The 13,098-nt window shown below is 52.8% G+C and carries 14 protein-coding genes and 1 tRNA gene; 6 read left to right on the top strand and 9 right to left on the bottom strand.

All coding sequences use genetic code 11. The annotated features are described in order from the left end of the window. Positions 1 to 37 precede the first annotated feature (37 nt). Genes WC359_01780 through WC359_01770 form a run of 3 tightly spaced genes read left to right on the top strand, consistent with a single transcriptional unit; the run spans position 38 to position 3,599 of the window. Complete coding sequence (locus tag WC359_01780; GenBank protein ID MFA5399161.1) at positions 38 to 1,660, top strand: efflux RND transporter periplasmic adaptor subunit; 1,623 nt, start codon at positions 38 to 40, stop codon at positions 1,658 to 1,660. Between the two features lie 35 nt (positions 1,661 to 1,695). Continuing rightward, positions 1,696 to 2,364 carry an ABC transporter ATP-binding protein gene (locus tag WC359_01775; protein MFA5399160.1) on the top strand — a complete coding sequence of 223 codons (669 nt, stop codon included), beginning with the start codon at positions 1,696 to 1,698 and terminating at the stop codon, positions 2,362 to 2,364. Further along, a complete protein-coding gene (locus WC359_01770) occupies positions 2,361 to 3,599 on the top strand; it encodes an ABC transporter permease (GenBank protein MFA5399159.1) in 1,239 nt (412 codons plus the stop codon). The genes WC359_01775 and WC359_01770 overlap by 4 nt, the downstream gene beginning before the upstream one ends. A 1-nt stretch (position 3,600) precedes the next feature. On the opposite strand, the gene folE is transcribed toward WC359_01770, so the two are convergent. The 5 genes from folE to WC359_01745 are packed head-to-tail and all read right to left on the bottom strand — an operon-like array spanning position 3,601 to position 8,422. Next, entirely contained in the window at positions 3,601 to 4,167 is a 567-nt protein-coding gene (gene folE, locus WC359_01765; GenBank protein MFA5399158.1) for a GTP cyclohydrolase I FolE, read from the bottom strand. 20 nt (positions 4,168 to 4,187) lie between these two features. Continuing rightward, positions 4,188 to 4,766, bottom strand: a complete 579-nt coding sequence (locus WC359_01760; GenBank protein ID MFA5399157.1) for a flavin reductase family protein — start codon at positions 4,764 to 4,766, stop codon at positions 4,188 to 4,190. Positions 4,767 to 4,795: 29 nt separating this feature from the next. After that, positions 4,796 to 5,851: a threonine synthase gene (thrC, locus tag WC359_01755; GenBank protein MFA5399156.1), complete on the bottom strand. Its 1,056-nt coding sequence runs from the start codon at positions 5,849 to 5,851 to the stop codon at positions 4,796 to 4,798. A 1-nt stretch (position 5,852) separates the two neighbouring features. Beyond that, complete coding sequence (locus WC359_01750; GenBank protein MFA5399155.1) at positions 5,853 to 7,154, bottom strand: homoserine dehydrogenase; 1,302 nt, start codon at positions 7,152 to 7,154, stop codon at positions 5,853 to 5,855. A 2-nt stretch (positions 7,155 to 7,156) separates the two neighbouring features. After that, positions 7,157 to 8,422 (bottom strand): peptidylprolyl isomerase, encoded by a 1,266-nt coding sequence (locus tag WC359_01745; GenBank protein MFA5399154.1) that lies wholly within the window; start codon positions 8,420 to 8,422, stop codon positions 7,157 to 7,159. Positions 8,423 to 8,514: 92 nt separating this feature from the next. On the opposite strand from WC359_01745, the gene WC359_01740 reads away from it, so the two are divergent. After that, a tRNA-Pro gene (locus WC359_01740) sits at positions 8,515 to 8,591 on the top strand. Between the two features lie 74 nt (positions 8,592 to 8,665). On the opposite strand, the gene gmd is transcribed toward WC359_01740, so the two are convergent. The 3 genes from gmd to WC359_01725 all read right to left on the bottom strand — a co-directional run bounded on the left by gmd (position 8,666) and on the right by WC359_01725 (position 11,484). Further along, positions 8,666 to 9,715 carry a GDP-mannose 4,6-dehydratase gene (gene gmd, locus WC359_01735; GenBank protein ID MFA5399153.1) on the bottom strand — a complete coding sequence of 350 codons (1,050 nt, stop codon included), beginning with the start codon at positions 9,713 to 9,715 and terminating at the stop codon, positions 8,666 to 8,668. Positions 9,716 to 9,775: 60 nt separating this feature from the next. Continuing rightward, the gene (locus WC359_01730) at positions 9,776 to 10,786 is read right to left on the bottom strand and encodes a GDP-mannose 4,6-dehydratase (protein ID MFA5399152.1); all 1,011 of its coding nucleotides are present in this window, start codon (positions 10,784 to 10,786) and stop codon (positions 9,776 to 9,778) included. 116 nt (positions 10,787 to 10,902) lie between these two features. Continuing rightward, positions 10,903 to 11,484 carry a helix-turn-helix domain-containing protein gene (locus WC359_01725; GenBank protein ID MFA5399151.1) on the bottom strand — a complete coding sequence of 194 codons (582 nt, stop codon included), beginning with the start codon at positions 11,482 to 11,484 and terminating at the stop codon, positions 10,903 to 10,905. A 118-nt stretch (positions 11,485 to 11,602) separates the two neighbouring features. On the opposite strand from WC359_01725, the gene WC359_01720 reads away from it, so the two are divergent. Continuing rightward, entirely contained in the window at positions 11,603 to 11,824 is a 222-nt protein-coding gene (locus tag WC359_01720) for a hypothetical protein (GenBank protein ID MFA5399150.1), read from the top strand. Between the two features lie 301 nt (positions 11,825 to 12,125). Next, the gene (locus WC359_01715) at positions 12,126 to 12,503 is read left to right on the top strand and encodes a hypothetical protein (GenBank protein MFA5399149.1); all 378 of its coding nucleotides are present in this window, start codon (positions 12,126 to 12,128) and stop codon (positions 12,501 to 12,503) included. A 6-nt stretch (positions 12,504 to 12,509) separates the two neighbouring features. Here the strand turns inward: WC359_01715 and WC359_01710 are convergent, their stop codons facing one another. After that, positions 12,510 to 12,920: a rhodanese-like domain-containing protein gene (locus WC359_01710; protein MFA5399148.1), complete on the bottom strand. Its 411-nt coding sequence runs from the start codon at positions 12,918 to 12,920 to the stop codon at positions 12,510 to 12,512. Positions 12,921 to 13,098: the final 178 nt, after the last annotated feature.

Raw genomic sequence — 13,098 nt, 5'->3', positions numbered from 1 at the left:
CCCTAATGCGATAGAAACGTTAAGATGGAGAACCGCTATGAGTAAAAAAATAATACTGGCCCTCACGCTGGTCATTGTACTGGCCCTCGTGCTACCGTCCTGTGCTCAGCAGAAAAAAGAGATACTGCCCAGCCAGATGGCCCCGGTTACACGCGGCGACCTGATACTCTCGGTTTCCTCCGACGGCAACCTCGACATGCCCAACCAGGTACAGCTTAAATTCGGCACTCCCGGCACTGTCAAGGATATCCCCGCCGAGCAGTATAAGCTGAAAGGCAAACCGGTTAAGGCCGGAACACTGCTGGCCAGGCTTGACAATACCAGTTTTTTACTTAACGTCAAGGCGAGGCAGTATGCCCTGGAGCAGGCCATTAACAGCGTCGTTCAAGGATGCTGCGGACCGCATTATCCTACTTTTTATACGTTGGCCACCGCCCTGATGCGCTTCGAGCAGGCCCAGAGCGAGATTGCAAAAGCCGAGGAATACGTGGCAGCGGAAAAATACGCCGATGCCGCCTCAAATATATCACTGGCCAGGTACGACCTCGATGCCGCCAGGTCTGTTTACGCCGATCCCAAGCTGGACACTTTCCAGACGCAGTATGATGATTACCTCAATCAGCCTATAGAGTCCTATCCCGAGCTGAAAAAGATCGTGACCGTGCTGGATGTCCAGATCGCCAGCCTTGATAGTATCCAGAAGCTGCTGGAGGAAGGAGACTACGCTGCAGTGTTGCAGGCACTGGACGGCATGTCCACGACGTTGGAAGATGCTCATAGTATCGTTAAACAGAACTCGCGCTTGCCGGGTGCTTACACCTATCCCGACACTTCCACCGCACTGGCCATCTCACGTCAGGTGCTTGATTCCCTCTACCAGCTACAGGATTTGTTTTATCAGGATGATTTCGACCGGGTCAAGGCCGCCGAAATGCTGCGAATGGCAGAGCACGACCTGCGCATGAGCAACATGATACTCGACGAGAGTGAGACGATATACCGCGCCGGCCTCAACCCTCAAACACTGCGAAACTACAATATAGCCATAGAGACCGCCATGATCAACCTTGACCAGGCCAAGCAGGACCTACTTAAAACAGAGATCATCGCACCTTTCGACGGCACCGTCGTATCTGTCGACGTCAAGAGCAATGACCAGCTTTCTCAATTTGACTATGCTTCCAAGCCGGCCGTATATCTGGTGGACACAAAAACCATCAGAATGAAAGGCATTATCGATGAGATCGACATCACCAAGGTATCGGTAGGGCAGGCGGCAATTATCAAGGTTGACGCCCTGCCCGGACGGGATCTCAAAGGACACGTGCGCTTTGTATCGCCCTTCGGCACGCTGCAGTCGGGCGTGGTCAACTTCCCCGTCGAGATATACATGGACAAGGACGAGGATACTTCGGGGCTGCGGGGCGGCCTCACGGCCACAGCAGATATCATCACGGGAATGCGTGAAAACGTTCTGCAGGTGCCAAATCGCGCTATAAAAGGCCTGTCCGGTGACTACTGGGTGGACATCGTCATAGACGCCTCCTCGGCTAAAACGGAGAAACGTCCCGTGAAGACCGGTGTGCAGAACAAGAAAAACACCGAGATCATATCGGGTCTGAAAGAAGGCGAACAGGTCCTTATCGAAGCGATCAAATAAATACCTTATTCAAATGGGATTGAGTCATCATGTCCATGATCCATCTTGAGAACATCGTCAAGATCTACACAATAGGGGATGTACAGGTCAATGCGCTAAACTACGTCAGCATGGATATCGAGGCCGGCCAGATGGTCTCGATCATGGGGCCTTCAGGGTCCGGCAAATCAACCATGATGAATTTACTGGGTTGCCTGGATCGTCCCAACGCGGGCAAGTACGAACTGGACGGCATTGACGTAAGCCGCATGAGCGATGATGAGCTGGCCGCGGTGCGCAATAAAAAGATCGGATTCGTTTTCCAGTCATATAACCTGTTGCCCAGGTTGAATGCCGTCATGAATGTGGAGCTGCCTCTTATTTATAGCGGGGCACACGACAGGCACAAGCGCGCCATGGCGGCTATGGAGGCGGTCAGCATCGTCAACCGCGCCCACCACAGGCCCAGCGAAATGTCGGGAGGCGAACAACAGCGCGTGGCCATAGCACGCGCCCTGGTTAATGATCCGCCCCTGATTCTGGCCGATGAACCCACTGGCAACCTCGATACGCGCACCAGCCACAGCATTATGGAATTTCTGCAGCAGCTTAACAAGAAAGGAATAACCATAGTAATAGTCACTCACGAAGAGGACATAGCCTCCTACACCGGACGCACCATCTACCTGCGCGATGGAAGCATCGTCCAGGAGAAAGTCCGTTGAGCTTTTTGGAATACCTGCTGTCCTCCTGGCAGGCCCTCATCTCTAACAAGATGCGCTCTTCCCTGACTATACTGGGTATCGTTATAGGTGTGGGCGCCGTGGTCTTTTTAGTTTCCTTCGGACGCGGCCAGCAACAGCAGATGGCAACCGTCTTTGAAAACATGGGCGCCAATGCTATTTACGTTTCCGGCTCCACCAGGCAAACGATGGGCGGTATGAGGGCTGAGGGCACGCTCACACAGGAGGATGCGGAGGCTTTAGCCAACAGCAGCAAGGCTCCCGCAGTCGCGGCCGTTGCTCCCATGTATTCCAAAATGCTCAAGACCGTTTACGGAAACCAGATCAGGACCATAAATATCATGGGATCCACTCTGGATATACAAAAGATACTGAACTATAAAATTGCCAGGGGTAACTTCTTCAGCGACAGCGATATCCGCAGAAGCAACAGCGTAGCCATTTTAGGCGCACAGGCAGCCAAGGATCTTTTCAGTACGGCCGATCCGGTGGGGGAAACTCTGCGCATCGGAGGCCGCAAATTCGAGGTGATAGGAGTATGCGAGTCGCGCGGAGGTTTCATGGGCACCAGCGCCGACAATTTCATCATGATCCCCCTCAGCACCATGCAATCCCATTTTGGCGTTGAGGCCGGACCCCTGGGACACCCCGTCCAGACCATCGTAGTTGAAGCTATTAAAACGGACGCCATCCATACGGCCAGGGATCAAATCACCGAGATACTGCGACAGCGCCACCACATCAGAGAAGAAGAGGATAACGATTTCAACGTTATCGATATGCAGGAGATTCTCAAACGCATGAACGAGTCCATGGCCATCTTCCAGGTATTTTTGGGCAGTGTGGCCAGCATCTCTCTCATCGTGGGAGGTATCGGTATCATGAACATCATGCTGGTATCGGTAACGGAGCGCACGCGGGAGATCGGTATACGCAAAGCCATCGGGGCTAAACGGCGTGATATCCTGGTTCAGTTCCTGGTGGAATCGGCGCTGCTCAGCCTGTCCGGCGGCATCCTGGGACTCGGTCTGGCGGGCATCGGCTCCCTGGCCATCAGGGGTCAGATGATGAATAATATGCCGGTAAGCGCGCCTATCTCTCTGGATATCGTGGCCATGGCGCTGCTGGTGGCCATTTGTACGGGAATCGTCTCAGGAACCTATCCCGCCTTCCGTGCAGCCAGGCTGGACCCCATCGAATCTCTGCGGCACGAATAGTCTATTTACCCTGCACCAAAGAGAGGAATTCCGCCCTGGTAACCGCCCTCTTCTCAAAAATGCCGCGCATGGCAGACGTAATCACATTGCTGCCCGGCTTTTTAATGCCACGCATCACCATACAGAGGTGTTCCGCCTGGATCACTACACCTACTCCATCCGGCTTGAGCGACTCCATGATCACATCCGCGATATGTTTGGTCATACGCTCCTGCAATTGCAGCCGCCTCGAATATATCTCCACCACTCTGGCCAGTTTGGATACACCCACCACCCATCCCCTGGCATTGGGTATGTATCCTATGTGTACGACACCATAAAACGGGAGAAAATGATGCTCGCACATCGAATAGAAGGGGATGTCGCGCACAATAACCATCTCGTGATGCCCGGCTGAAAAACCAGTGGAGAGCACTTCCTTTGCATCCATATCCAATCCCGAGAATAGTTCGGCATACATCTCCGACAACCTTTGCGGCGTATCCACCAATCCCTCCCTCGAGGGATCATCCCCTATGGCCTCTATGAATTCCCGGGCCGTCTTCTTGATTTTCTCAGCGTCTAACATTATGTCGTCCTATCGGCCGGTTAACCGCCGCCATATTTTTGTCTTTCCAGTACCCTGGTTGTGATTTTGTCCACTGCGCAATAGATCTCGGCTCCCATATACAGCGCCGGTTGCAGCAAATCCAGATCCAGGGTTCCGTCCGCCTTGAAGACTTCACCGTCGGCGTGTACGGCCACGACGCTTCCGATGATCCATGCATGATCACCGAAAATCCGATTGTCGAATACCATACATTCATAAGCCGCGTAAGCTTCCTTTAATATCGGAGCCTCTGTTTTAATCGCAGGGGCTTCCTGCAGATCAAACTGGGTGAACTTGTCACTGGAGCTTCCACTGCTGCCCCCCACAGCGGCGATGGTCTCCGCCCTATCCAACGGCATGAAGTTTACGGCGAACTGCCCGGCCCCGCAGATCATGTTATAGCTAAAGCGCTTGGGAGCGACAGCAATGCCGTAAAGCGGCGGTTTAAAAGACACCGGGCAGTGCCAGGCTACAGCCATAGCATTTCGCCTGCCATCGTGACTGACCGTCACTATGGCAGCTGTCCTGGGATAGTGGTGATAGAAAGCCCCGATATCCTCGGCAACAACCTTTAACATGTCCTCAGCCCTCCTCCCGGGAAGCGCGCTTATTTCTTCAAACCCAGATGCTTTTCGATGACCGCCAGTTCAGCCGGCAATTCGGGGAAGGGTTCCACATAGCGCACCGGTATATCCGGGTCTTTCAGTCCGTTGCCGGTCACGATGCAGACGATTCTCTTTCCTTTGTAGCTCTTACCCTGCTTTATCATCTTGAGCAGGCCTGCCAGCGGCGCGGCGGATGCCGGCTCGCCGAATACACCCTCTTTGCCGGCCATCATTTTATATGCTGCCAGAATCTCATCGTCAGTTACACAATCAATTATGCCACCCGATTCATCCCTGGCCGCCGTAGCGCCTTTCCAGCTTGCCGGATTGCCGATGCGGATAGCAGTAGCAATGGTCTGCGGCGCTTCGATGATCATGTTTTTCACAATCGGCGCTGCGCCCTCCGCCTGGAATCCCATCATTACGGGCGACCTGTCGACCTTTCCCTTATCCTTCCATTCTTTGAATCCCTTCCAGTAAGCGGTGATGTTGCCCGCATTGCCCACCGGTATGAAGAGATAATCCGGAGGACCGCCAAGATCCTCGATGATTTCGAACGACCCGGTCTTTTGCCCCTCGATACGGTAAGGATTGAGCGAGTTTACCAGGGTTATGGGATATCTCTCGGCCAGAGTGCGCGTTACCTTGAGCGCCTGGTCGAAGTTGCCCTCAATAGCAATAATCTCCGCGCCATATGCAATGGCCTGCGCCATTTTGCCCATGGCGATTTTGCCCTTGGGCACCAGTATTATGACCTTCAACCCGAACCGCGCCCCGTAAGCGGCCGCCGAAGCGCTGGTATTGCCGGTCGACGCGCAGATAGCCTGTTTGCTGCCGTCCTCCAAAGCCTTGGCGATGGCAAAAACCATGCCGCGGTCTTTGAACGAGCCGGTGGGATTGCAGCCCTCCAGCTTGAAATACAACTCACCCACACCCAGCTCCCTGGCCAGATTGACAGACTTGACCAGCGGGGTATCTCCCTCGCCCATTGAAATCATGGGCGTTTTATTGGTGACCGGCAGATGGTCTTTGTAATGATGCAGAACACCTCTTATCATCTCAGATAGCCTCCACCCTGATGAAGTTACTGATCTCCTTGACCACAGGCAGCTTGTTAATAATTTTAATGGCATCCTGAACTGCGCTCTCACGGGCAGGGTGCGTCATAATTACAATCTCCGCAGTGTTGGTCGAAGCATCCGATTCCTGCTGCTTGACCGAGGAGATGCTGATGCTGTGGTCTCCCATCACGTTGGCAATGCGCGCCAGCACACCGGCCTTGTCCTGCACCTTCATACGAAAATAGTAGCGTGTCTGGATTTCGGACATGGGTTTGATGCCCGACTTCTTCTCAGGTATGAAGCGCGGCGCATTGTCGCGTCCGGCGCTGATATTTTGCGCAATATTGATAACATCCGCCAGAACCGCGCTGGAGGTTGCCGAAGGGCCTGCTCCCTGTCCATAAAAGAGCACGTTGCCCACCAGATCGCCTGAAACGTAGATGGCATTATAGACGCCGTCTACCTTGGCCAGCAGCGATTCGGCCGGTATCAGTACCGGCTGCACCCTGGCCTCCACCAGATTATCGGATCTCTTGGCTATGGCCAGCAGTTTAATGGCGTAGCCGAACTCCTCGGCATAGCTGAAATCCTGCGGCTTGAGCCGGGATATGCCTTCGTAGAAGATCTCGTCAAAGTTCACATCCATGTCGAATCCCAGCGAGGTTAAAATGGCCAGCTTGTATGCCGCATCCAATCCCCCTATGTCGTTGGCAGGATCGGCTTCGGCATAGCCCAGTTTCTGAGCCTGTTTGAGCGCCATGTTGAAGTCAAGCTTGTCGTGCGCCATGCGCGTAAGGATATAGTTGGTCGTGCCGTTAACAATGGCATAAACGGCCTGTATGTCATTGGCCACCAGGTCCCTCTGGAAGGGAGAGATGAGCGGGATGCCGCCGCCCACGCTGGCCTCGAAACGCAGCCCTGCGCGGTGTTCCTTGGCGATCGACAGCAACTCAGTGCCGTGTTTGGCCATGACCTCCTTATTGGCAGTGACAACATGTTTACCGTTGGAAAGCGCTTCCTTGATATAGTCGAAGGCCGGATATTCCCCACCGATCAGTTCGATGACTATATCGATTTCGGCCCCGTAGACCACCCTGCGGTAATTATCGGTAAAGATGGCGCGGTCCAGCCCGGCCGAGCCGTGCCTGGACATGTCTTTCTCGACCACCGCCTTAAGGACAAGCGGGCAACCCGCCTGACGCGCCAGTATCTGGCTCCGCGCAACCAGCCCTTTGGCCACACCGGCTCCGATGGTGCCTATACCTAAAAGGCCTATATTGACGGGCCGTTTTTTTTGCAACTTTATTGGCTCCTGTTCTTTATCACCTTATCAACAGCAAAGTCCTTCTGTTTCTGATCCAACAAGTCCTCAACCTTCGCTTCTTTCATCAACTCCTGCATCCAGCTGCTCACACATTCCTCTTCAAGCGATTGCATTGTGGCACCATCGAGCGGACGGACCTGCTTATCGAGCACCTGCACGATCCAGTACCCGCCACCTGTTTTAACACTGTCGTCACGCATAACAGGGCTCATCTGTTTCACTTCGAGCGTGCTGAGCATACGTCCGAGCTGGGTATCATCCACGCCGGGTACGATCCAATCCAGGTCTCCGCCGCTGTCCTTGCTGGTGTGCTGCGAATACTGCCTTGCCAGATCATCCCAACTTCCCCCATCTACCAGCTTTTCCCTCACCACTTTAGCATCGTCCTCTGAGGAGAACAGTATGCCCCTGGCATGCACGCCCCGGGTATCGTCCTTCTCCAGCACTTCCAACACCCAGTAGCCGAAAGGTTTCTCCGCACCAGCATCATATATGGGATCACTTATTTCTTTTACATTCAGGTTGAAAAGCACATTTTTCAAGGCCGAGTCCTTGAGAGTGCCAAGTACCCTGTCTTCATAGCCTTTAGGCACCCATCCCAGGTAGCCTCTTTTCCCCTGTGTAAACGAGTCCAGCGAAAGAAGCCCCGCCATGTTGGAGAAATTATCTCCCAGTATCAACTTCTGTCTGCGGTCATCAGCCATGGCTTTGGTCTCGATCAACATGGCCTGCGCCTCCACTTGCTCAACCGGTCCGGGCAGGTTTGGCACGCATTGCATCTCCGAATGTTTACGGGCAATTACTCTGGCTCTGACGATATCGGTGCCGATATCGTTTTTATCCAGTTTCATATTTTCCAGTTCTTTGGTCATCTCATCGTCGCTGACAGTAATATTTTCTGCGGCTGCCGCTTCGATTATAACCTGACCCTGCGCTATACCCCGGGCGACTATATCGGGAAAGAGCTTGACTACATCGTTGGACTGGCCTTTCGAGTAAAAGTCCAGCGTCTTTATATAGTAGTCCATACTGTACGACTTATCATTGACTTTAAGCACGGTTTGCTGATACGGCATGACCTGTTCGCTGTAATACCAGAAGCCGATAATGCCGAGCACAGCGGCAATGACGACGCCCGTGACGATCCCGATGATTTGCGAGAGCCTTTTCTCCTTTTTCCACCTGGAGGCCTGTCGTTTAGTTGGGGTTCTGGTGATATTTGCTTTACGGTGTTTTCCAGCCAATTCTGAAACCTCTCGTCTATAAAATAAAATTAAGGCAATTCACATTGCCCGCTGAAGCCTAAGTATGATAACATATTTTCGTTTCTCAGACACGGGGTGTAGCGCAGCCTGGTAGCGCACCTGAATGGGGTTCAGGTGGTCGTCGGTTCAAATCCGACCACCCCGACCAACCACCCACACTAAACGAAGCCCTTAATCTACTTTATATATACGCAGAGAGCACGCGAAGTGGAGTATCGTCTATCAGTCGATCCCCCACCAGCGGGAAGGAAAGGCTTCTTTAAGGAATCTGTCGCCCTTGCCAACAGGCTTCAGGCCGAGGGCACGCATGTCGGCATCCACCATGATCATGACCAATTCCTTAAAACCCACCTTCGGCTTCCAGCCCAACTCCCTGGCCGCTTTTGACGGATCGGCCTGCAACTCATCCACTTCGGTAGGTCGCAGGAAGCGCGCGTCCTGCCGGACATGCTTGTGCCAGTCGAGGCCTGCATAGGCGAACGCACTCTCGATAAATTCTTTCACAGAGTGTTTACTGCCTGTACCGACCACATAGTCCGCCGGCCCTTCGGTCTGCAGCATCTTCCACATCACCTCGACATACTCAGGGGCATAACCCCAGTCACGCTGCGCATCCATATTGCCCATGGATATATGATCCGTTTTGCCGGCCAGTATCTGGGCGATACCGCTGGTTACTTTGCGCGTGACGAAATTCTCGCCCCGCCGTGGGGACTCGTGATTAAACAGAATGCCGTTGCAGGCGAAAAGGTTGTATGCTTCGCGATAGTTAACCACGATCCAGTATCCGAAAAGCTTGGCCGCGGCATACGGGCTGCGCGGGTAAAAAGGCGTCCTCTCACTCTGAATTTTCTCGGCTACCTTGCCGAAGAGCTCCGAACTGGAGGCCTGGTAAAACCTGGTCTTGAGCTTGGTCTCGCGGATGGCGTCCAGCAGCCTCAGTACACCGATACCGTCAACCTCAGCGCTGTACTCCGGTACCTCGAACGATATCTGCACGTGGCTCTGGGCAGCCAGGTTATATATTTCTTCCGGCTGCACCTTCTCCAGCACACGGTTGAGATTGGAGGAATCGGTCATATCCCCGTAATGCAGGAAAAGCCGCTCCTTCCTGTCATCGGCGCCGAACTTTATATGATCCAATCGTGTAGTATGGAAGGTGCTGGCGCGGCGTACTATGCCGTGTACTTCGTATCCCTTGCACAGTAACAGCTCGGCCAGGTAAGATCCGTCCTGACCGGTAATACCGGTGATAAACGCCTTCTTAGCCATTTCTCTCCTTAATGTATGCCCGCGATTATTCATTTCCCGGACGGGCCTCAAGGCCCATCCCTATATTTCGCTTACGTCCCAGGGAAATCGTTCGCCGCTGAGATGGCGCTTCCAGCGCTTCAGATCCTCCTCTACCATGATTTCCACCAGCCTGTTGAATTTGACCTGCGGCTTCCAATTCAGTCGGGCTTGCGCTTTAGCGAAATCACCTTTTTGCATCACGATGTCGGACGGCCGAAGCAAACCGGCGTCGGACTCAACATGTTCCGACCATGTCAGCCCGGCGACCTGGAAAGCCCTGCTCGCGAACTCCTCCACACTGTGTACCTGTCCGGTAGCTATAACGTAATCATCCGGTGCATCCTGCTGAAGCATCTGCCAGGCAGCCTGCATATATTCGGGAGCATATCCCCAGTCTATCCTTGCTCTGATATTGCCCAACTTCAGCTTTCTCTCCTTTCCCAGCGATATTCTGGCCACGGCATCGCTGATCTTGCGGGTGACGAACTCGATCCCGCGCAACGGCGATTCATGGTTGAACATGATACCGTTGCAGATGAACATGCCGTAGCTGTCGCGATAGATACGAGCCATCCAATGGGCGTACAGCTTGGCAGCGGCATAAGGATTGGATGGTGTGAAAGGCCGATCTTCGTTATATGCGCTGCCGTCGCCAGCGCCGAAGAGTTCTCGCGACGATGCCTGGAATATTCTGGTATGCGGACTGCCCTCCCTGGCGGCTTCAAGGAGGCGGATAAAACCCAGACCGGTTATATCTCCACACTCAACAGGAAGCCGGAAAGAACTGCCGGGTGAACTGTGCGCAGCCAGGTTGTAGATCTCGCCGGGAGTGCTCTTTTTCACCGCACGCAGCAGGGCTTTGCCGTCGGTCATATCGGCCTTAATCAAATTGACCTTATCGTATATATCCAGATAACGCAGGCGCCAGCAGGTTTGCGTATCGATAGCTATGTCCAGGCCGAATACCTCGTAGCCTTTTTCAAGCAGCAATTGGGACAGATAGGCCCCATCCTGACCGCCGACGCCTGTTATCAAAGCCCGTTTTATCATAGCTGTTTTCAATATATGCGGACGCGGCCTATCATATCACGAGCGATTCAAAAGGGAAACCCGCTTAAATAAAAAAAGGGACGGTATATACCGTCCCCATGCAGTCCCGAAAAGCTCTAATTCAGCTTCTTGACTACCCGCACCACCTGCACAATCAAGGCAAAGATATCCTCTTTCTTTTTGTACGGGGCTATTGTCATCCGGCCACCCTCCATCTTCAGGCAGAGGTCGCCGGGCGCAGGTTCCATGTCTTTACCGCAGATAATGATGTCACCCTTGTGTACAACATTATCGTACTCCAGGTCGCTGGATTTAATGCCTATCAGCTTCATCTCTCTACCTCCGCTTAAGGCCAACTCCCTCGGCACGAATACATATTCAATTATTTGCCTGCTGTCGATCGTCGCGTAAACAGGAACCACGGCCGGCAGCGATAATTGTAGTTCATTCATTATCTCATAGGGTGTTTTCTTTAGCAAATCATCCCTGTGACCCTTTTCAAGTACAAAATTGCTCAACTCGTTGATGGGAACCTTGAGTGCGCGCGATAACTTGCTCAACGACGCCAGCGTGACCGACTTATAGTCGCCCTTCTCGATACGGCAGATAAACGACGGGGACAGGTCGGCCAGCTTGGCCAGTTCGGCCTGCGATAATCCCCTCTTTGAGCGCGTCTCTTTTACATATTCACCTAACATATCTCTTTTCCACCCTCCACAAGATTATCTGTTTACCATAGTAAATATTTTATGCAACGAACCAAAAAGGTCCGAAAACCTATTGATTTTAGTAAATTATTCGTTTAATATAGTAAAAATGAAACTTCAGGCCGAGCTTTACAGGATAATGCAGCAGGAGAAGCTGACCAATGCCAGGTTGGCATCCAAGCTTGGTATATCTCCATCGATGCTGTGTCTGGTGCTGATTGGAGACAAAAAGCCGGGGCGGCGTTTCCTGCAGGGGCTGGCGACACATTACCCCGATATCTGCCTGAAATATTTACGGGATCAAACACCGGCCAAACCACAGGGCGGTTAGAAAACATGAACTTATATCTCCCTGCAACAAGGCGGCATATTTCTTTACCCGGATGTGTCTTTACTAAAGTGAATGGGTTTATTACAGCGGGGCAAATCACCCCGGTCTGACAAGGGTGTGATCCAACGGCCCCGGGCCCGCGACCTGGCTGGGGCGGCCCGGAAACCGTGGAAATAATTTGTTGGAGGTTTTTCATGGAAAGTGAAGGTTGGACCATTGGGCTGGTATCTGCGTTCATTGCCGTAGCCGTCCTTACTGGTATCATAGCAGCGTTCTCAATGCTGACCTGGGTGTTAGGGCAATGCTAAAGCGATTAACAACCATAAAAATAGGCACTCTGGAATTCCTGTACAAGTTCCTTCTGGTGCTGTTCATTATCATGCCGATTTGCATGGGCGGATGCTTCTGGATAGGGGTACAGGCTGATGCCGCCCTCAATATCCACCTGCTTAAGTTCATCATGCCTTTCGTCGGTTCGCTGGTGGGCTTATTCTTCACCGCCCTGCTTCTCCAGGCCGGACACAAGGCGGTTCCCGCACCAGTTGAACAACCGGTTAAGTCATATTCCGACAGCCTGGTCACCAGCAGGTCGGAGATCTCAGAAACGGCTTCACAGCCGAAACCATCCGTCCCGCGCGCCGGCTTCGTCACGCCATATTCCGTACAGGGAGGTAAATAAGACATCTCATTCTTCTACCGGGTAGCCTGCGTTTACCCAGGCGCCGAAATTGCCCTTGAGGGCATACACATTCTTAAAACCTGCGTCCTTGAGCAGGCCGGCGGCTGACAGCGGAGCACCCGTCCAGTGGCTGTAAACTAAATATGTTGCGTTCCTGTCCCAATCCGACATCGCCGCTGGAATAGTACATTTAGGATAATTGATTGCGCCGGGCAGATGGCCCTTATCATAAAAACGGCTCGACAGATCAATAACAACCACGTCAGTAGTCTCGTCAAGTAGTTCCTTGGCTTCCTGGGGAGTAAGCCACAAAGATGAGACACCTGACGTGGTCTGTTTATATGTAAAGCCTGCAATCACCACAGCCACGATTGTGAAAAAGATCGCGTAGAAAACCATTGCATGTGATGCCTTCACTGATGTGCTCCTTAATATTATTTCCGCTGTTTCGACCACAATTAACTTTTCAACCGGGGGACCAGGCGCCTTTTTCCATGCAACAACCGGTCTGGCGAGTACCTGCTGTCTGACATCCGGGCAATTTACATCGGGCAAGCAGAAAATCCTTTGTTTCCCGTCCCGGTGTCTTTATTAA

Source organism: Dehalococcoidia bacterium (assembly GCA_041653995.1).
Lineage (GTDB): Bacteria > Chloroflexota > Dehalococcoidia > GIF9 > UBA5629 > CAIMUM01.
The sequence above is the reverse complement of the archived record's forward strand: the minus strand, read 5'-3'. Positions and strand labels throughout refer to the sequence as shown.